General features: G+C 34.9%; 15 protein-coding genes. 1 reads left to right on the forward strand and 14 read right to left on the reverse strand.

Annotated elements, in window-relative coordinates; translation table 11 throughout:
• Positions 1-213: 213 nt before the first annotated feature.
• The 3 genes from CDZ92_RS08785 to CDZ92_RS19930 form a co-directional block, all read right to left on the reverse strand.
• Positions 214-1,563, reverse strand: a complete 1,350-nt coding sequence (locus CDZ92_RS08785; protein ID WP_096154869.1) for a sodium-dependent transporter — start codon at positions 1,561-1,563, stop codon at positions 214-216.
• Positions 1,564-1,828: 265 nt separating this feature from the next.
• On the reverse strand, positions 1,829-3,655 hold the full coding sequence (locus CDZ92_RS08790; RefSeq protein WP_096154870.1) for an ATP-binding protein: 1,827 nt from the start codon (positions 3,653-3,655) through the stop codon (positions 1,829-1,831).
• Between the two features lie 346 nt (positions 3,656-4,001).
• Positions 4,002-4,178 carry a hypothetical protein gene (locus CDZ92_RS19930; protein ID WP_176483740.1) on the reverse strand — a complete coding sequence of 59 codons (177 nt, stop codon included), beginning with the start codon at positions 4,176-4,178 and terminating at the stop codon, positions 4,002-4,004.
• 145 nt (positions 4,179-4,323) lie between these two features.
• Here CDZ92_RS19930 and CDZ92_RS08795 point away from each other — a divergent pair, with 145 nt between their 5' ends.
• On the forward strand, positions 4,324-5,193 hold the full coding sequence (locus CDZ92_RS08795) for an NAD(P)-dependent oxidoreductase (protein ID WP_096154871.1): 870 nt from the start codon (positions 4,324-4,326) through the stop codon (positions 5,191-5,193).
• A gap of 331 nt (positions 5,194-5,524) precedes the next feature.
• Here the strand turns inward: CDZ92_RS08795 and hutG are convergent, their stop codons facing one another.
• The 11 genes from hutG to CDZ92_RS08855 form a co-directional block, all read right to left on the reverse strand.
• The gene (gene hutG / locus CDZ92_RS08800) at positions 5,525-6,478 is read right to left on the reverse strand and encodes a formimidoylglutamase (protein ID WP_096154872.1); all 954 of its coding nucleotides are present in this window, start codon (positions 6,476-6,478) and stop codon (positions 5,525-5,527) included.
• Positions 6,468-7,730, reverse strand: coding sequence for an imidazolonepropionase (gene hutI, locus CDZ92_RS08805; protein ID WP_096154873.1), 1,263 nt, complete (start codon positions 7,728-7,730; stop codon positions 6,468-6,470). The genes hutG and hutI overlap by 11 nt, the downstream gene beginning before the upstream one ends.
• Complete coding sequence (gene hutU / locus CDZ92_RS08810) at positions 7,731-9,398, reverse strand: urocanate hydratase (protein WP_096154874.1); 1,668 nt, start codon at positions 9,396-9,398, stop codon at positions 7,731-7,733.
• A gap of 635 nt (positions 9,399-10,033) precedes the next feature.
• Positions 10,034-11,542: a histidine ammonia-lyase gene (gene hutH / locus CDZ92_RS08820; RefSeq protein ID WP_096154876.1), complete on the reverse strand. Its 1,509-nt coding sequence runs from the start codon at positions 11,540-11,542 to the stop codon at positions 10,034-10,036.
• Between the two features lie 282 nt (positions 11,543-11,824).
• Positions 11,825-12,259, reverse strand: coding sequence for a hut operon transcriptional regulator HutP (gene hutP / locus CDZ92_RS08825; protein ID WP_096154877.1), 435 nt, complete (start codon positions 12,257-12,259; stop codon positions 11,825-11,827).
• Between the two features lie 311 nt (positions 12,260-12,570).
• Positions 12,571-13,188, reverse strand: coding sequence for a hypothetical protein (locus CDZ92_RS08830; RefSeq protein ID WP_096154878.1), 618 nt, complete (start codon positions 13,186-13,188; stop codon positions 12,571-12,573).
• Positions 13,189-13,254: 66 nt separating this feature from the next.
• Positions 13,255-13,875: a class I SAM-dependent methyltransferase gene (locus CDZ92_RS08835; RefSeq protein ID WP_096154879.1), complete on the reverse strand. Its 621-nt coding sequence runs from the start codon at positions 13,873-13,875 to the stop codon at positions 13,255-13,257.
• 11 nt (positions 13,876-13,886) lie between these two features.
• Positions 13,887-15,902 (reverse strand): DUF4179 domain-containing protein, encoded by a 2,016-nt coding sequence (locus CDZ92_RS08840; RefSeq protein WP_096154880.1) that lies wholly within the window; start codon positions 15,900-15,902, stop codon positions 13,887-13,889.
• Between the two features lie 126 nt (positions 15,903-16,028).
• On the reverse strand, positions 16,029-18,119 hold the full coding sequence (locus CDZ92_RS08845) for a hypothetical protein (RefSeq protein WP_096154881.1): 2,091 nt from the start codon (positions 18,117-18,119) through the stop codon (positions 16,029-16,031).
• 133 nt (positions 18,120-18,252) lie between these two features.
• A complete protein-coding gene (locus tag CDZ92_RS08850) occupies positions 18,253-20,349 on the reverse strand; it encodes a hypothetical protein (protein WP_096154882.1) in 2,097 nt (698 codons plus the stop codon).
• Positions 20,350-21,083: 734 nt separating this feature from the next.
• On the reverse strand, positions 21,084-22,043 hold the full coding sequence (locus tag CDZ92_RS08855) for a C40 family peptidase (RefSeq protein WP_096154883.1): 960 nt from the start codon (positions 22,041-22,043) through the stop codon (positions 21,084-21,086).
• Between the last annotated feature and the right edge of the window lie 9 nt (positions 22,044-22,052).

Below are 22,052 nucleotides of genomic sequence, written 5' to 3' on the forward strand. Positions count from 1 at the left end.
AAAAAATTAGTGAATTTTCTCTTTAGAACCAAGAGTGTATTGGAGCGGAAGGCACTGGACTCCTTGCGGTACATAGAGGAAGGAGTGAGACCCCTAGACGGTACGAAGAGGAGGCTCACCTTCCTCCCGCGGAATGGAACGAATAAAAACAAATCGATGCGTAAATAACAAAAACTTAAAAACACTGAAGCCAAATGCGCTTCAGTGTTTTTGTTAAGAATTTATCCTTAATGAATATATAAATACTATTAATATACCAACTGGTACGATATATCTAATTGTTATATACCAGATAGTAAATAACGATTTTTTCGCATTAGATCCTTGAAAAAATTCATTTTCTAAAATGTTTTTCGGTACCCTGAAGCCTACAAAGATAGAAATAAGAAATGCCCCTAGTGGTAGCGCGATATTACTTACAAAAAAGTCTGCAAGGTCAAAAATCGTTAAACCTAATATCGTTGTATCTGAAAGTAAACCAAAAGATAAAGCAGATGGAATACCTATTATAAATATGATAAAACCACTAACCCATGAAAGTCTTTTCCTTTTTTCTTTATTACCTTTAATAAGAGCAGCAACTATTATTTCTAATATGGAAAATGCAGAAGTTAGAGTTGCAAAAAGTAACAAGATTAAAAATAAAACTAAGAAAAACCCTCCAAAAGGTAATTCATTAAAAACTGCAGGCAAGACAACAAACACTAATCCTGGACCTTCATCCGGTTGAAGCCCTAGGGCAAAAACAGATGGAAATATCACTAATCCTGCTAATATAGAGATAAAAATATTCAAACTAACGACAGAAGATGTCGATTTAATTAAGTCTTCTTTTTTCGATAAGTAAGAACTATATGTAACCATTGTAGAAATACCAACACTAAGAGCAAATAAAGACTGCCCTAATGCCATTAATATTGTATTGGATGTTATTTCCGAGAAGTCAGGATGCAAGAAGAAAACAATCCCTTCCCACGCTCCTTCTAATGTTAACGATCTAAACAATAGTATGACAAATAAAACGAATAATAATGGCATTAATACTTTACTTGCTTTCTCAATTCCGCTTTTAACACCTAGCTGAACAACTAAAATCGTTATTAGCAAGAAAATCCCTTGTGCCACAACCGCTTCTATCGGATTAGAAATTGTATTATCAAATAAATTCCCGTATTGTTCCATCGTTAAGTTAGACATGTGACCTTGAACGCTTTTACTTAAGTAAGTAATGATCCACCCACCAACAACACTATAGAAAGAGAGTAAAATAAAAGATGCTACTACTCCTAAAATACCTATATATTGCCAGTGTCCTCTATTATTCGTTAATTGCTTGTAACTCGATACAGCATCTTTTTGCGAAGATCTACCAATGATAAACTCAGCTAATAGCATAGGGGCACCTATAACAACGGTGAAAAATAAAAAGATTAAAAGAAATAAACCTCCTCCATTTGTTCCAGCCATGTATGGAAATTTCCATATTGCACCTAAACCAATAGCTGATCCTGCTGCAGCTAAAATAAATCCAAGTTTTGAGGTCCATTGCTCTTGTTGTGACATCTACATACCCACCTATATCTTTTTAGAATATTTAATTTTTCATTCTACCTATTAATCTATCAAATGTACAGCGGAAATCTTTTGCAAGTGAATCAATTTCATAATTACGGTTCGTCTAATGAAAAACGAATAGTTTAGTGATATAAAATAATATGTTTGTTTATTAAGGTGTATAAATACAGAATACGATGCTATTATTCGTTTTTCGTTTAGTAGTCGTACATTAATGAAACGGACTCAAGTGTTAAAGTAATGTAGTTCTTACTTAATTAATAGGTAAGTGAATATCAAACTTGGTCCCTATCCCTTTTTCACTTGAAACGGACACAGAACCTCCATGGTTTTTAATAATATTATACGTAATCATTAACCCAAGACCCGTTCCGGTATTTTTAGTTGTAAAAAAAGGTTCTCCTAGTCTATTAATCATTTCTTCTGGGATACCTTCACCTTGATCTACTACAGAAACAAGTATACATTCATTTTCTAGCTTTGAAGTTATTTTTATTATTCCACCGTTATCCATTGCTTCGATACCATTTTTCAAAAGGTTTATAAACACTTGTTTTAATTGATTTGGATCGGCTTTGATTTTTGCTAATTTACTAGCATCATCTACTACTAGCTCAAACCAAATATTACTTAATATAGATTGAGTTTCTAATAGTGTTGTTACATCTTTTAAAATGGATTCAATAGAAACTTCTTCAAACTTTACTGCATTAGGTTTTGCTAATAACAAAAGCTCACTTAAAATTAGTTCAATTCTATTAAGCTCAGAGTCAATGATAGGATAATATTCTTTTTGAGTTTCTGCTTCTTTCTCTAATAATTGAAAGAACCCTTTAATTGCTGTTAACGGATTTCTAATTTCATGAGCTATTCCTGCAGCAAGTTGTCCAGCGACAGTAAGCTTCTCTGATTGTAGAACAAGCTCTTCTGCTTTTTTACGTTCTGATATATCACGAATAATTACTTGAAGTGCCTTTTTTCCTAAATATGTAGTAGGAATTGCAACCATCTCTGTATGGAGTATATTCCTTTTATTTGTATTCCAAATTTGTTCAAAAACTGGTAATTTTATGGTGGGGGTTTGGTCTTTCGCACTTACCCATATGTTTAAAAATTGCTCCATGTCTATGTTGTTATAAACTGTTTTGCCAACAATATCACCATAATTGTCTGCTTCAAACATTTCTAACCCAGAGTCATTCATAAATACCCATCCATCTTCACAAATTACTCCGATCGTATCAATTGAGTTTTGTACGATTGTACGGAATCTTTCTCTACTTCTTTGTAAGATTTGGTGGAAATTTTTCCTGTGTGAAATGTCAATTAATACTACAAATGAGGCAGCTTTCCCATGAAAAGTTGTAGGATTAGCGACAACTTCTAAATCGATTGATTTCCCATCAAAACGATGCCATTTTTGCTCCATTAAACCAACCTTATTACCATTTTGAATAGAGCGTATACGTTGCTGAACTATATCATGATAGTTTCGATCGATAAATTGCAATACAGAGTGCCCTAATACCTTTGACTTGCTTGTACTACCTAATAGCTTTACTCCTGTATCATTAATGTATTTAATACAACCATCTACCGTTATTAGTACACCATTAGGTAAAGTATCTAACAAAACAGATGGTGAGAAAATGTCTTCATTCGTTTCTTCTATTTCAATGTCTTCACCTATTAGCAATTTTTCTGATACTTCATTTTCATATGTAGGTAAAGTTAAGTGGAGTAATACTTCCTTTGAATGGTTGTCTTTAGGAGAATGTACACTCTTTATTTCAGCGTCTAACCATATGTATTGATGATTCTTTATTTTAAAACGAAAAGAACATTGTGATTGAAGTGAAGATTGATAAATTAAACTTTCTATTAAAAATAAATCTTCTTGATGGATAAACTTTTCAATCTGATAACCGATTATTTCATTCACTTTATAACCTAGGATTGCTTCAGAAGTAGAACTAATATATTGGATACTACCGTTTCTTGATAAAACTAATACAATATTTAATTGTTTGACCATATTTGCTAATTGTCGATCTTTTGTTTGCACGAAATAGTTTTCCACTGCTTCTACTCCCCTCCTATCATTAGGTGGTAATTCATTAGATGGTTATTTTTCTATTTAACTGAATCAATTTCTCATTTTCTGTTCGTTTAGTGAAAAACGAATGTTCCGTTTATTATAATTAAATAACGTTCAATATAAAACGTTAATTAGAATAAAGAATAGGTTTAATATTCGTTTTTCGTTTAGTAATTGTACATTATGAAACTCACTCAACTAGTTATAATTAATTATACATGAATTTGGTTGTTTTTTCTAAATATTTTGTAAAATCTATAAGAATAGTAGAATATTAAATTTCTTTTATTAAAGCTCATCTCATTTTTGATGAGAGAGCTTTTTATCGTTATCCTTTAAATTGCCCGTTATTTTTTGCTGCTTTTTCTTTTTTGGCTTTTTCCTTATGCTTTTGATTAGCGTTTGCACTACCAAACTCATGGGAAAACTCAGAGTCCATTACACTTGAATCAAAACCTTTTTTATTCTTTTGATCAGCATCTTTCTTTTGTGCTTTTTTCACCATTTGAATTCCTCCTTTACAATGTAGTCTAAGATAGTTTTTCACAAAAATGTATCCATATACTCTATCGTTGAACATATACAGTTAAATGAAACATAGCTATAATTGATAAAGAACCATTATGAAAATTAAGGGGATGAATTTCAAAATGAATAAAGTATTTTCCACTATTACCTTTATTGGAACTGGTGTTATGGGTAATAGCATGGCAAGTCATTTACTTCTTGCAGGGTATAATGTTCATATATATACACGCACAAAAGAAAAAGCCAATAATTTAATTCTTAAAGGTGCAAAATGGTTTCATTCACCGAAAGAAGCCGTACAAGAGGCTGATGTAGTTATTACGATGGTTGGTTATCCATCTGATGTTGAACAAGTATACTTAGGACAAGATGGAATTGTTCAACATGCAAACACAGATACTTTTTTAATTGATATGACTACTTCCACCCCTACTTTGGCAAAGGAAATTTTTGAAAAGGCGAAAGAGAGAGGGTTAAGAAGTTTAGATGCTCCTGTTTCTGGTGGTGATATCGGTGCTCGTGATGCGAAGTTAACAATTATGGCTGGCGGAGATGAAGGAGATTTTCATGCTGTTGAATCTTTATTAAAGCATTTAGGTACTAACATTGTGTATCAAGGTCCTGCTGGAAGTGGCCAACATACGAAGATGTGTAACCAAATTGCTATTGCAACAAATATGATTGGGGTATGTGAAGCACTAGCCTATGCAAAAGCAGCAGGATTGAATCCAGAAAACGTTTTGAAAAGTATTTCTGCAGGAGCTGCGGGTAGTTGGTCATTAAGCAACCTTGCACCACGTATGATTAACGGAAACTTTGAGCCTGGTTTTTATATTAAACATTTTGTAAAAGATATGAAAATAGCTATTGATGAAGCAGAAAAAATGGACATACCTGTACCTGGATTGCAATTAGCAAAAGAACTGTATGAAAAACTAATTGTACTCGGAGAAGAAGATAGTGGTACACAAGCACTTTATAAATTGTGGTGATTTTTTTATGAGGCTGGAAAATAACTAAATATTAATCTTTAAAGCCGAACTATTAGTGTCAGGATTTTATACCGCAGATGATTGGAGTGCAAACCTTCACTTTCCGCGGGCGGTAAAAAGGAAGGTTATTTTCACTATCGTGAAAAAACCTACTCCTCGGCGCAAGCGCCTGTGGGGTCTCACTTAACACGCTTTCCCACAGGAGTCTTCGGTTTGCACTCCAATCATCTGCTAAAAAGGTGTAAAAAAATCCGACTTACCCTTATAAATCAGGGATAATGTTAGGATTATTCTTCGTTCAATAAAGTTCTGTCCCAGCCTCTTTTTGGTTTTATTTTTTTATTCCTCGTAAAAACTCTAAGATAACATGAACTGCTACTCGGCTGGTCATATCTCTAAAATCGATTGTAGGGTCGATTTCCACTATATCTATAGCTTGCACATTTTCTAAACCACTTAGCATGTGAACAGCTTGAAGTAGTTGTTCAGAGGTTAATCCTCCTGGCCCAATGGCAGGACACCCAGGTGCGTATGCTTGATCTAACACATCCATATCTACTGATATATAAATGTAGTCCACATTTTCTTGTAAAATATTTATCGCTTGAAAAATAACATTTTCCATTCCTAACTGACGAACATCTTCCATTGTAAACACGGTAATCCCTTGTTCTTTGGCGTAATCATAATAATATTTACTATTAGAGTAATTTCTAATACCAATTTGGACAATGTTTTCACCAGAAATGACACCTTGTTCGATTAATCTTCTAAATGGCGTTCCATTCGTCGGTCCACCATCTTCCACATTTCTTAAGTCATGATGTGCATCAAACTGAATAACACCGTACTTTCCAGGCTTAGCAGCTGAAATTCCTTTTAAAGTAGAGTAGGTGATGGAATGGTCACCACCAATAATGACTGGCTTACTTTTTGGATGTTTACCTACAACGTCTGATAGGCTTTCTTCTATACGCAAATAACTTTCGTTCACATCCGTTACATGCATCTCTATATCCCCAAAATCGACGTAGCTTGATTCACTTAAATCAACATCTTCTTCGATTACATAAGTGGAATACGACTGAAACAGCTTCCTTACCGTTCCTGGAGTAAAACAAGCACCAGAATGACTAATGGATGGCTTAGAAAGTGGCACTCCAATTAGTGCAGGACCACTAACACTTTCTTCACCATTCCAATCTGTAAACAAAGTTGTAGCTTTTGGAAAGTAGCGATCGGTAAACAAAGGGCTACCTGCCTTTTGGAGAAAATTAGATTTCACCTAAGGCCCCTCCTTCCGATACTAACTTTCCATTTACGTATACTTTGTTCGTATGGTTCACTCCGTAATGATATGGAACATACTGATAGTTTGGGGCATTCCAAATTACGACATTTGCTTTTCTTCCTACTTTGAGTTTTCCTGCAACATCTCCACGATTAATAGCATAAGCAGAATTTACGGTTACAGCATTCCAAATTTCTTCGCATGTCATTTTTAACTTTAACATGGCAAGATTCATAATAAATTGGATGTTTTCAGTTGGAGAGCTACCTGGGTTAAAATCAGTTGCAAGGGCTACAGCTGCTCCATTATTAATCATTTCTCTCCCACGAGCGTAACTATCTTTATTTAAATAAAAAGTAGTTCCTGGTAATAATACTGCAATCGTGTTCGAACTACCCAATTCGTTTACCGCTTCATCCGACGCTGCAATTAAATGGTCTGCAGAGGTAGCTTCTAACTCTATCGCTAACTCCGTTCCACCTAGAGTAATAATTTCATCCGCATGGATTTTCACATCAAAGCCAGCTTCTTTTGCCGCTTTTAAATATTCTCTAGATTGTTCAATGGAGAACACGCCTTCCTCGCAAAAAATATCCACAAATTCGGACAAATTCTCTTTTTTAATCTTTTTAAATAAATGTTTCATTGTTTCTAAGAAATCTTCTGGTTTACTTTTGTATTCTTCTGGAATTGCATGGGCACCTAAAAATGTAGAAACGATGTCTATATTTGTATCTTCGCCTAACTTTTTAGCAACTTGTAATTGCTTTAACTCTGCTTCCTCGTGAAGTCCATACCCGCTTTTTGCTTCTACCGTTGTCGTTCCGTAAGATAGAATACGTTGCAAATGGAACTTTGCTTTTTCATAAAGGACTTCTTCTGAAGATTCTCTTGTCGCTCTTACCGTGGAGTGTATTCCGCCACCTTGTTTTAGAATATCTAAGTATGGTACACCTTGTTGTTTAAGTGCAATTTCGTGTTCGCGTGATCCGCCAAATACTAAATGAGTATGTGGGTCTACTAAACCTGGCGAAACAATCTTCCCTGTGCAATCAATCGTTTGAGTACTAGTGAATCCTTCTGCTTCTTCCGTTGAACCAACAAATTGAATGACCCCATCTTTCCAACCAACTGCTCCGTTTTTGATTAGAGGAAGCTGGTTCATCGCTTCCCCTTTTAAAACACCTTCCTCATGGTCCATCGTCAAAAGTTCGTTACAGTTTATAAGTAATACATCTAATTCCATTTATTCTACACCGTCCTTTTGCATCGGAATGTGTACTCCTTTTTCTTTCGCTACTTCTTGCGCTAATTTATATCCTGCATCTGCGTGGCGTACTACACCCATACCAGGGTCAGATGTTAACACTCGCTCTAATCTTCTTGCGGCAGCTTCCGTTCCATCTGCAACAATTACCATGCCTGCATGTAAGGAGTAACCCATTCCTACGCCACCGCCATGGTGAACAGATACCCAACTTGCACCGTTTACCCCGTTGATTAATGCATTTAAAATTGGCCAGTCGGCTACAGCATCACTACCGTCTAACATTCCTTCTGTTTCACGGTTAGGGGAAGCAACCGAACCACAATCAAGGTGATCACGTCCGATTACGATTGGCGCTTTTAATTCACCTTTTGCTACCATTTCATTAATGATTTTTCCAAAACGCGCACGCTCACCGTATCCTAACCAACAAATTCGAGATGGCAATCCTTGAAATGCTACTTTTTCACGCGCCATTTTAATCCAATTACATAAATGGGTATTATAAGAAAATTCTCTTAAAATCACTTCATCTGTTTTGTAAATATCTTCAGGATCTCCAGACAAAGCTACCCAGCGGAAAGGTCCTTTTCCTTCGCAAAATTGTGGACGAATGAATGCTGGTACAAAGCCTGGGAAGTTAAACGCGTCTTTCACTCCTTCGTCAAAAGCTACTTGACGAATGTTATTTCCATAATCAAATGTAATGGCACCTTTTGCTTGCATATCTAACATCGCTTGTACGTGAATTGCCATACTTTGTTTAGAAAGTTTTACATATTCTTCTGGATTTTCTTTCCTTAATTGGTTAGCTTTTTCTATCGTTAAACCAACTGGCACATAACCGTTTAATGGGTCATGAGCAGAAGTTTGGTCTGTTAATAGATCAGGTGTAAATCCTCGCTCGACAAGCAATGGTAAAATTTCTGCAGCATTGCCAACAAGACCTATTGCAAGCGGCTCACCTTTTGCCTTATATTCTTCTGCTTTTGTTAATGCTTCGTCTAAATCATGAATGATACAATCACAATACCTTGTATCTAAACGACGTTTAATACGCTCTTCATCTACATCAATACCGATCACAACTCCACCGTTCATCGTCACAGCAAGTGGTTGAGCTCCCCCCATTCCACCAAGTCCAGCTGTTAATGTAATCGTTCCTTTTAACGTGTTGTTAAAATGTTGTTTAGCCGCTTCTGCAAATGTTTCATATGTTCCTTGTAAAATCCCTTGTGTGCCGATATAAATCCAGCTACCTGCTGTCATTTGTCCATACATCATAAGTCCTTTTTTATCTAATTCATGAAAGTGTTCCCAAGTTGCCCACTTCGGTACTAGATTAGAGTTTGCTAGTAACACTCTTGGTGCGTCAGAATGGCTTTTAAACACTGCAACAGGTTTACCTGATTGAACGAGTAGTGTTTCGTCTTCTTCTAAATTCTTTAGTGTTGATACAATAGCATCGAAGCTTTCCCAGTTACGAGCTGCCTTACCAATTCCACCATATACAACTAGGTCTTCTGGGTACTCCGCTACTTCTGGATCTAGATTGTTCATTAACATACGAAGGGCTGCTTCTTGCACCCATCCTTTTGTATTAAGTTCGCTACCGCGTGGTGCACGGATTACTCGATTTTCTGTCATAATTAGTCACTCTCTTTCTATAAAATTATATTTTTGATGTAAATATGATAGGTTGTTTATGTTTAAGTACAAAGAAAAGTCTAAGATGTTATTGCTTATGTGTACTATTCTTTGATAATAGTAAATTTGGTTTTGAGAGAACATTCCATGGACGGTTTCGCTTGTTTTTTGGCGCGTACCGGCCTTGAGTTCACTTCCCATGGACGGTTTCGCTTGTTTTTTGGGGCGAACTGGCCTTGAGTTCACTTCCCATTGACGGTTTCGTTTGTTTTTTGGGGCGAACCGGCTTTGAGTTCGCTTCCCATTGACGGTTTCGCTTGTTTTTTGGCGCGTACCGGCTTTGAGTTCACTTCCCATGGACGGTTTCGCTTGTTTTTTGCCGCGTACCGGCTTTGAGTTCGCTTCCCATTGACGGTTTCGCTTGTTTTTTGGGGCGAACTGGCCTTGAGTTCACTTCCCATGGACGGTTTCACTTGTTTTTTGCCGCGTACCGGCCTTGAGTTCGTTTCCCATGAACGGTTTCGCTTGTTTTTGATGTACCGACCTTGAAATCTTTTTCATAAAGGGTGTCGCTTATACTAGAGCCCTCTCTTTCCCAACTATTGTTTCTCTTAATCCTTCATATATTTTTCGCTCTAAGTTTTCGCATGTAAAAGTTCAGTACCGTACTCTTCTTTCATCCATTTAGCCAATGCTTCGATGTCGGTTGAGAACACTCTATCTTCGGTAATGCTGGGTACGATTGACCTACCTTTTTGGTACCATTCTTGCATTTTAGGTGATGCGAGCTTTACCCCACGATATTCTAAGGCTTGCATTCCACAAATCCATTCAATCGCTAAAACCCTTCTTACGTTTTCAATGATTTGGTATGCATGTCTTGCCCCAATTGTTCCCATGCTTACATGGTCTTCTTGGTTTGCTGAAGATGGGATAGAATCCACACTTGCTGGATGAGCTAACGTCTTATTTTCTGAAACTAACGAAGCAGCACAATACTGCATAATCATTGCACCTGATTGCAATCCTGGCTTAGCACTTAAAAATGGTGGTAAGTCGTTTAGCTGTGGATTAACTAATCTCTCCACTCGACGCTCAGAAATATTGGCCAGTTCCGCCATTCCTATTTTCAAAAAGTCCATTGCAAAAGCAATCGGTTGACCGTGGAAATTACCGCCAGAAATGATTTTCCCTCCATCATCGAACACAAGTGGATTATCCGTTGCTGCATTCATCTCAATTTGTAGCTTTTCTTTTACATATACTAACACTTGCCACGATGCACCATGTACTTGTGGAATACAACGTAACGAATATGCATCTTGAACTCGCAACTGACCTTGTTTTGTCACTAATTTACTACCATCTAACAAACCTCTTAATCTACTAGCTACATCCACTTGCTCGTTATATCCTCTTGCTGTATGAATGCTTTCATCAAATGCATCTGTAATTCCTTGAAGTCCTTCCATCGTTAACGCAGCAACATAGTCAGCTTGATACGCTAATCTTTCCGCTTCTAAATAAGCGATAGCACCAGTTGCGGTCATTGCTTGTGTCCCATTTATTAATGCTAACCCTTCTTTTGCCTTTAACTCGATTGGTGTAATTCCACACTCTTGTAACACTACAGCTGATGCACGGCGTTTTCCTTTGTAAAAAACTTCTCCATCACCAAGAAGCGGTAATACTAAATGAGATAATGGTGCCAAATCACCGCTTGCGCCAAGTGACCCTTGTTGTGGAACAACTGGTATTATCCCTTCGTTCACATATTGTAGTAACCGTTCTACAACAACTGGCCTAATGCCTGAAAAACCTTTTAACAATGCATTTGCGCGTAGAACTAACATTGCTTTGCTAATGTGAGGTGAAAATGGTTCGCCTACACCACATGCATGAGAGTAAATTAGATGTTTTTGTAATACTTCCGTTTCACTTTTATCAATTTTTACATCACTAAATTTACCGAAACCTGTATTAATGCCATAAACGATTTTTCCTTGTTCTACAATTTGTTCGACTGCATTTCGGCTTGCAGCTACTCTTTGTAGTGCTTCTTTACATGCCATTACCTTTTCTTCCTGAAAAATAATTTTCCCTAACATTTCTAACGTTAAATTACTACCGTTTAACGTAATCATGTTTCTTTCCCCTCTCATCCGACTAAAGAGCAAACAAAAGGAGGCCATACTTTAAGAAGACGAAAATGGTTCGTCTTTCAAAAGTACAGCCCCCTATTTATCAGCTACTATGGGCGTTTACTTATTAATTTGGTTGTTACTATGATACAATTAGTTTATTGATAAACGACCTTTTATGAATAAACTTAATTACTCTTTTGCAATTATGTTAAAAGGTAATTTAATAAGTATTATGTTTTATAGTTCGTTTTTCGTCTAGTAATCATATATTATGACAGGCACTCAAATGTGATTAATTCCTAAACCGATTGTTTCATGTTCAGATCCCCTTACTGGTGCACCAATTGTTCCGTATAGTGCTACAGCAATCCAATCTCCTTCTTGCTCATCATCATAGGGATTACCCCTCACTACAGAAAACCTTAAACCTACTGTACGCATAAGTGATCCGAGTTGCACTTGCCCTCTCGTTACGCCACTTAATGCATCCATAATGGCATGATATAAAGCATGCGTTTCTCGGTACCCTTCTGCCCGAATGATACCTTCTCGTTTTGCCGCTGTTTCGATTGCTGCTACTACTTTTTGTGAATCCATGGATCCTACTTTCCCAACGCACCGTTTCCAGTTGTTCGGAATTTGAACCATTTCGTTTTCATCTGTTGTTAAGGCTAACATAATCGCATGTTTGCCAATTCTATTGTCTACAGTCAGCATTTTAAACTCTCCAAAAAAATAAAAATTTTCTAATAACTATTGTCTAACTTAAGTGTAAAGGTGGTTATGCTACTATGTCAAGAATTAAAAAGGGTTGTCTAGAAAGTAAGTTCTAGACAACCGATTATTTTGTTTCTAAATACGTTCCCGTGGTGTTGTCGCTTTCCGCGGGGGAGGCGGTGAGCCTCCTTGAGCCCATAGGCTCTGTGGGGTTTCACCAGTCTGCCCTCTCCCGCAGGAGTCGACAACACCCACTGGAACTTTTAATGTTAGCAAACAAGTTAAATTCTTATTACTATTTAATAAAATACTTATTCATACTCTTTAGAAAGGATGTAATATTGCAACCCTTTCACCGAATCTAACGCTTTTTGTTGAAGGTCTTCAGCTAATTGATGATTCTTTTGCTTTTTCGCATACTCAGCTTCTAAGCTATAAATCATCCACTCTTTCTTCAGATGCTTTTTGTTGTCTTCATATGCTTCTTGATCTTTTTCATGAATGGCAATTGCTGTTAAGAAATAATGACGAAACTCAGGTTGACTAATATACTCTAACTCATCTTTTACTCTATAAAAGTTTTTCATAAGTAAGTAATAGTTAGCAATGAATACGGCTGTTTTCTTTTTATTTTTCCACTTAGCTTCGATGTTTTCCAATGCTATTTTTGCGCCTTTCATATCTTTGTTTGCTAGCTTTAAAACAAAGTCATAATAAGGCTCTTTCTTTTTCTTTTCTAAGTACTTCTCAATTTTTTTTACATCCTTTGATAAAAACATGTACTGAATGTCTTTATAAGAAAAAAGAATAAACGCAATGATCAGCAAAAATACAAAGTACCAAAAACTAAATTGTACGTTAATAATTCCAAGAAAAATTCCTATTAGAAAGCCACCGATGATGATTGCTGTTAGCTTTTGAAAGTTCATAGCATCTACCTCAATTCAAATAATCACTTTCCTTTACTTTAACAAACTATAAGCAAATTGAAAACACTAGTATTTCTTCTTCCAAACCATAGATTGAAAGTTTAAATCACTATTTCCAATTACTTCTTTTGGAATACCCTTAAACGAGACAAGTTCAAAGTATTCTCCAACAAACTCCACTATTTCTTCATTTCCAAAAAACGAGAAAAATCTCTTTGGTTCGTAAAAGTCATTTTCCCAAACACCCTCGGAATTTTTACCACCGTATACTCCGTAGTACAATAATCCACCTGGTTTTAAAACGCGCTTAATCTCTTTCAACACTTTATCTAATTCGTTTTTCGGAACGTGGAGTAAGCAGTTTAAGGCCCACACATAATCAAAGCTATTATCTTCAAAGCTCATTTCATCAAAAGACATTACTTTTGCATTTAACCCTTTTTCTGTACACTTTTGAACCATCTCAGGAGATAGATCAATACATGTAACTTCTAGCCCTTGTTCAAGAAAAAATTTGCCATCATGCCCAGGTCCCGCTCCAATCTCAAGTAGCTTTCCCTTTTTATTAAGTTTGGCTAAAAACTCATTTCGCTCGATAGCTTTCCATCCCTCGACTTCAGTTGTGTTACGTTCACTGGCTTTATTATTGTAAGCTTCTAAAAGACTGTCTTTATATGAATCACTCAAACTACTCTCTCCTAAAACCCGTAATTTTTTAATGGTACTTTTATTGGTTCTTTTAAATGAATTACCCTTGTTATATTGGCATTTGTTAGTACGATTTCTTCTGGCATATTTTCTTCAATAATTAACTCGATGTGCAAAAATATTCCAGGGTCATTTTTTAGTGGATCAAAATCTAGCTTGTTAGTACTATGAAACCATCTATTCATTTCGTTATTTGTAACGGTCCAATTAGTATAAGCAGAAAAAACATTTTCATCTACTCCTGCATCTTTAACAATAATTTCATAACTCCCTCTAGAGTGATTACCGTTCGGTTCCAACTTGCGAACAGTTAACGTCTCTAACGTTTCACCATACATCGTTTTATATAGCGCCAAGTCTTCCACTTCTCGTAATGGTATTTCAAGCGATTTAATTAGTTGAGTGGAATAGTATATCTCGTTTATTTGAATATTTAGCTCCGAATCTTTGTTAATTTTATCCTCTATAGTCACGCCTGAACTAGCTTCTTCAAATCCCCAGAAGTTTAAATTAATTCCACTAATGTCCGCTAAAAATGGGCTAAAGGTAAAGCGTTTTTGTGTACTGTTTATATTGCCCTGTTCTGTCATATAAACCGGCAGTAATCCGCGTCCATTGTAATCTACCATTGAAATAAATGATTGAAGCACTAAGTTTCTGCGGATAACGGATTCTCGTAAATCTTCCCCATTTTCTATTTTCTCTCCCAATAACCTTTTTACTTCACTATCTGTAATATCCATTTCTAAGTCTAACAAAATGCCAGTTGGCGTATAAACTAGTTCATTCAACTTTAGTTCGACTATATCTAAAACGTTGTATGTCTCGTCTATTAAGACTACCTCTCTATTATCTTTAAAAGGAGCGTACGATACGGGAACCGTAACATCCCAATTACCAATAACATTTTCTATTTCCCTAATTGCAACCTGCAAGTCAAAAGCTTGAGGTATATCTTCCACTTTTGTTAATGAATAAACAAGAACTTTCTCTGATTTGTCTAAATAAGGTATATTAACAGCACCGAGGAAATGCTCTTTTTCGCCATCTATTATCTTCCCCCAATATTGTGGTTTCCGATCTAAGTTACCCCTTACTTCTCTTTCTTCCCCTAATTCATCTAGTAAAGAATAATGAACAATAAGATATTCTGGCGATACATCTACTTTGTTAACGGTAAATGTAAAACCAGCATCCGAAACGGAAAACGTATCTTCTCCCCATGCATTATAGAATTCACCGTATTTTACATAGTTTGTGACCGCTGTTTTCCAGTTTGATAAGTTTGGTAACAAAAAAATAAAGGAAGCAAACACAGCTACGACAATACTAGCTAAAATGGCTTGTTTTTTCCAAGATCGTTTTTTATTCGTTTGAGATGGCAACTGATTCATTAATTTTGATACGAAATTATCTTCTATTACCCTTTCGTTCATTGCTGCAACATACTTCTTCTTCATACTTTTGATTTTCTTAACCTTTTCACGGCAGTTAGGGCAAAATTCGAGATGGTCTTCGATAGTTTCATCATTATTGTTACCGGAAAATGCTAGTAATCTATCGATTGGAATACAGGATTCTGTAGTCTTTATATTTTGTAATACTTCCCCGCAAATATTCATTAAAGCGGATTGATAGTTGCTATCCACTTCGTCCTTAGTAATACCAACAATATGAGATATCTCTTCTGTACTAAAGTGTTGGATTTCAGATAGAAGAAAAATATACGTTTCTAAAAAATTCGGAAACAGCGGGGAATTAGTTTGGATGCTGTTCGACAGTAATCTAAAATGTTCCTTAAAAACAAGGCTCACTATGTTCTTTTTTTCAGACAAACTGTTATATGTATTCGTAAAGGTTAATAATATTATTTCATCCACTTTTTCAGTGTTTAGTGGGCAGGCTTTTGTTATAAAATAAGCTTTTTCTATGTAAGGGGCTATTAGTTTAATAAATAATTCTTTGTCCCCAGCCAATATCTTTTGAACTTCTGGTTCAGAAATCATACATTTCACCTCTTTTGAAAAGCTTTACTTTTATTATATCACTCTTCCAATATATGTTTTCGAAATATTTATATTTCACAATAAATAAATGTGCCCTAAAATACATAGGACACTTACACTAAATACTTATTCTTTTTTGCCAAGTGAGATTTTTAATGGCTCTTCTAAGTGGATTATACGTTGCATTCCAGTTGACTTTATTTCCACTTCTTCTGGTGTATTTTCATCAATAAATACTTGAAGATGGAAGCCAACTGTTTCTGATTCATAAGAATGATTATTCTCTCCATATGTATAGTTAACATATTGCTGCCAACCATCTCTTATTTCTACCTCCATAATGTTCCAATGATATATGTTTTTAACGTATTTACTTTGTTTGGATCCTTTCATCACAATATCAAAGCGTTCGGGATTATATTCTTCTTTATCTACTGTAATTTTTTTAATCGTAATAGTTTCAAAAACGTCGCCATTCACTTCAATGTTTAGTGGATAATCTTCCACTTCTTCTAACTTTATTGGAATGGAGATGTCTACAGGTATATGGTATTGAAAGCCTTGTAGTACCATATACGTTGTTTCATCTGTATCTAATCTTCCCTTTACAATAGACTCTCGCCGATTATGCTCACCATTCTCATATAATGCACGCAATTCTTCCATATCATAATAATAATCGCTAAAAGCTGACTTTTGAGGTTGGCCATATACCCAATTCCGGTTGTATTCTATTATATCAATAGGGATTAAATGTAAATCATTACTACTTTGTATGGATACCATTGGATACACATTGTATTTTAAATAATTTGAGTCAAAACCATATTGTTGTTTTGATTCTTCACTTGTGGATGCCGTGATTCGATCTACTTCTTCGTCCGTTAAGCTCACTTTATATTCTATAATATTTCCAAGAGAGGTTTTCAAAAATTGCTCAATGGAAAATTCTATACTGTTAGCAAATGTTTCTTTTACATCCATATTAACAATTTCAATATTATCTTTAAATGGAGAAAACTTTATAGGAATGGTTAGATCCCATAACCCTCGTCTATGAGCTATTTCTCTAATTGTTATTTCTAATTCAAATTCATCTGGAATTTTTTCAATAGAATCAAGAGAAAAAATTAGAACATTTTCACCATCATTTAACATGGGTATATTAGAAATTGCTAAGTCGTACCTGATATCATCTTCTGTTTTCATTCTGAAGACACTATCTCCCCATGGTTGCACAAGGTTTACATAATAGTTATTTTCATTTCTATAAAATCTATCTTTCGTTTCCTTATCTACATCATAATGAACATACAAAAATAAAGGGGAGACTTCTACATGCAAAACTTCAAATTTAACATTACTATCCTCTACCGCATACGTACCAGATCCCCAAACATTATAAAATTGGCCATACTTCACATAGTTGGAAGCAGCTGATACCCACGTGACAACGTTTGGTACGACGAACATAAAGATGGAGAAAAGTGCAACAACGGAAAGTGCTGCTAAATATTGATATCTCCATGATTGTTTCTTCTTTTTATATGGAATTAGTTCTTCCATTATAGTTTCTGCAATCTCTACATCTAAATGCTGGTTTCGCCAAGCTTTTAATTTTACCTTTTTTAATGATTTCATAGAAAAGATTGATTCTCTACAGCTTGGACAAAACTCTAAGTGATCTTCTACTTTTGATTTAATTTTCTCATCATTTATTTTCTCCACGTATTGAAGTAACTCTTCACTTGATAAACAACCATCTGCCAGCAATCCTTCTGTCAACTCATCCACATAAAAATATTTGTTAGCGTTAGTTAAAGCTAATTCTACATCTTGATTAGAAATGTTTAACGCTTTACTAATAGTTGATTTACCAACATGCAGTAATTCGTGTAATAAGAATATGAACGTTTCTTTGTAGGAAGCGTTTAGTAATGGTGCTTCTTCCATTTTAATATTTTGCTCTAATACTTTGAATAAGTAAGCAAACTTTGTTGTAGCAAACCACTCCGAAAATATTTCCGATTCTTTATAGTTATGTAACTGATTATATGTATATATGAAACTATCTTTCACTAAAGTAATAGCTGTTTCTTCGTTTATGTGAAATGTCTTTACAAATACATATAAGTCTTGTTCAAATGCTTCAGCAACTTTAGAAAACAATTGCTTTTCACCTAATAAGATTTTTTGTACTTCGATGTTATCTAACAATTATTTCACCTCTAATACTTCATCTTACTATTAATTCTTTCATTTATCATACCATTTTCTTTCAAAATATTGTAAGTAATAACAGAAAATTAAAAAGTGTCCTACTTGTGAATAGGACACCTTTAGTTTCATTTTACTCGTTAATATGTAACGGTATTCGTAACGGTTCTTCTAGGCGAATGATCCTTGTGGCTCCGTGAGTTCTTACAACAGCTTCTTCTGGCGTGTTGTCATCAATATAGACTAAGAACTGAAAACCAACCTCATCATCTTCGTATGGGTTATTATATTCGTTTCCGTACTCATAATTGATATATCTTTGTTCATAAGAGTTATCATCAGCTTCATGGATACCCCAATGATAAATATTTTTCACTTGTTTATTATGGCTAGAACCTTTCATTGTAATTTCAAAGCGTTCTGGATTGTGGTGGTCGTTTTCTAACGTTATTTTCTTAATAGTAATCGTTTCAAAAACGTCGCCGTTTACTTCTAAATTCAAAGGCATATTATCTACTTCTTCTAATTTAATTGGAATGGAAAATTCTATTGGGACATGGTATTGAAAACCACTTAATACCATATACATTGTATCTTCTTTAGTAAGTCTTCCCTTCACAATTGAATCTCTTGGATTATATTCGCCCTTCTCATATAAAGCTTGTAACTCATCTGGATCGTAATAGAATTGGCTATATGCTGCTTTTTGTGTTGTTGTTTCAAGTGCCGGGTTATTATGTCTGTAGTTGTCATAAATATGTATAGGAATTAGATGAAAGTTGTCGGCACTTTCAATCGTTAACATCGGATTAACATCATTTTTCAAATAACTAGAATCATAACCATTACTTTTTGCCTCTTCAGACAATGAATCCATAATTCTATTAACTTCTTCATCAGTTAAGTTCACCTTGTACTCTATGACACTTCCAAGAGGTGTTTTAATTATCTGTTCAATCGATAACTCAGTACTATCTGCAAAGGTTTCTTTTAAGTTAATATCAACTATTTCAATGTCATTCTTAAAAGGCGCATATTGTATTGGAATGATTAGTTCCCAATTTCCTTGAGTATGAGCAATTTCTCGAACATTTAGTTTTAAATCAAAAGAATCTGGGATTACATCTGTAGAATTAAAAGATAGAATTATAACATTTTCTCCATCTTTTAATGGTGGCATATCCGAGACGCCTAAATTATATGTTTTATTATCTTTTGTTTTCATTTGAAAAGTACTATTTCCCCAAGGTTGTATAAGGGAACCAAAATAATTTTCTTGTTCAAAAAATTTTTCTTTTGTTTCATTATCAACATCGTAATGTACATACAGAAATTTTGGAGAAACTTCTACATGTAACACTTCCAATTTAATATTTCTGTCTTCTACTGCATACGTACCAGATCCCCAAACATTATAAAATTGCCCATACTTAACATAATTGGAAGCCGCTGATACCCACGTGACAACGTTTGGTACGACAAACATAAAGATGGAGAAGAGTGCAACAACGGAAGCGGCTGCTAAATATTGATATTTCCATGATCGTTTCTTCTTTTTGTATGGTATAAGTTCGTCTATAATGATTTGAGAAATATCTGCCTCTAACTGCTGATGTCGCCAGATTTTTAACTTTGTTGCTTTTAACGATTTCATTGAAAAGACAGACTCTCTACAGCTTGGACAAAATTCCAAGTGGTCTTCCACTTTTATTTTTGATGAACCCTCTATTGTGTTTTTGACATATTGAAATAGTTCTAGAGCTGACAAACATCCTTCTTTTTCCATTCTTTCTTCTAATTCTTCTTTGAAAAAATGTTTGTGTGCATGAACTAATTCTTTTTCTACATCCTGTACCGAATTATTTAACACCTTACTAATTGTGTATATTCCAACCTGGAGTAAATCGTGTAATAAGAAGACGAATGTTTCCTTGTATGTAGCATTTTGTATTGGTGCCTCTTTGTCAGTGAAATGTCTTTCTAATTCTTTAAATAAATAAGAAAATATTGTAGTTGCAAACCATTCAGAAAAGACTTCTGTTTCTTTATAAAAATGCAGATGATTATATGTATATATGAAACTATCTTTTACTAAAGAAATGACAATTTCTTCTTCTATGTTAAATGCCTTTACAAACATATATATATCTTGCTCAAATGTTTCCACAACTTTAGAAAATAATTGCTTTTCACCTAATAAGACCTTTTGTACTTCGATGTTATCTAACAACTTATTCACCTCATATGGCTCATCTTTTTCATTTCATTATCTTAACGTATTATACCATTTTATTTCAAAAAATTGTAAGAGATTAGCGGAAATTAAGTTTAGATAATAAGAGTTGTCAGAAGATTATTAGTGATATTAAAATTTATATAAATCAAAAAAAGTGTCGGATATGTAGCCGACTCCTGTGGGAGTGGGCAGGCTGGTGAGCCTCCCCCGCGGAAAGCGGCTACATATCCGACAAGGCTTTAAATTCACTAAATTCTGTTTTACATATATAAGTGAATTCATTAAAACTTATTTGTGTAAAAGTATTTTAGATATATTTCTCTTCTTACTTCATCCATTGAGGCTTCCATACGTTTTGGTTGTTGTTTGGATGACTTTCTCTTGAAGAAAATGGCTAACATGTTCATCCCTCCATCTATTTTAAGTTTGGCTTATTTGTTTTGCTTACAATGTAAGTGTACGATTTTCTCCTTTTTTCTTTAACCGCTTGAAGTAGTAACTTTTCTACATCTTACACCTCCATTTATTTCCTACTTTTACTCGAAAGATACTCATACTTAAGACGGAAAACTAAAAATGCAGACAGCTTAAAATACGCTGTCTGCTTAGGTTTACATATATTTATACTATTTGTTAAAGGGGGTAAGATAACAAAATAGCCTTACAATCACATAATACATCGTAATTGTAAGGCTATTATAAAGAAAGTATTAACTTTTTGTTAAAACTTATTGAATAACGCGGACAGCTTTTACTGCACGTGGTTTCCAATACGTGTTATAGTTTGCAAATGCAACTCCTGTAGATGATGCAGAGTGTAATAAAGTATTCTGATCTACGATAATAGATACGTGATTAATTACTCCGTTTCCACTCGTGTCAAAGAACACTAAGTCACCTTTTCTTACTTGTGAAAGAGGAATTTCTGTTCCAACATTCGCTTGTTGGCCAGATGTTCTTGGTAAATTTATACCAATCTCACTAAAAACTCTTACTGTATACGAAGAGCAATCAAAAGCATCTGTTCTCGTCGTTGCTGCACCGTATAAATACGTTGCACCTAGATATTTTCTCCCTGCATTAATAACAGCATCTGCTCTTTGCTCCCAAGTAGGTGTTGCAACAACAGGAGCAACTTGTCCACCACCTGATGGTATATTAATAACTTGTCCTACAAAAATGCGATTTGGATCTGTTATAGATGAGTTTGCAGCTAATAATGCTGTATATGTTACACCATGTCTTTGAGCAACTACTGATAGTGAATCACCACTACGAATTGTATATGTGGTAGTCGCAGTTGGAGTACTTACAGTGTTTGAACCTGTAGAAGGTACATTCAACACTTGTCCTACGAAAATTTGATTAGCATTTTGAATGGTAGGGTTTATGTTTAATAAGTTTTGGGTAGTAGTATTATACTTTCTTGCAATAACCGACAAAGAATCGCCTGAAACAACGCGGTATGTTGTTGTAGAAGCTTGAGCACTTACTTTTAAAGTTTGCCCAGGAAATATTATATCGTTCGTTAAGTTGTTCCAGTTTCTAATATCATTTACTGTCACTTGGTTGTCATTCGCAATTTTCCATAGAGAATCACCTGATTTAACTGTATAATCTGCTGCCATTGCATGTGATGAGAACAATAACGTTGCGACAAATGTACCTGCAATAATGGTTTTTTTCATATGTTAGGA

It is taken from the genome of Bacillus sp. FJAT-45066 (assembly GCF_002335755.1).
GTDB lineage: Bacteria > Bacillota > Bacilli > Bacillales > Bacillaceae_I > Bacillus_CD > Bacillus_CD alkalisoli.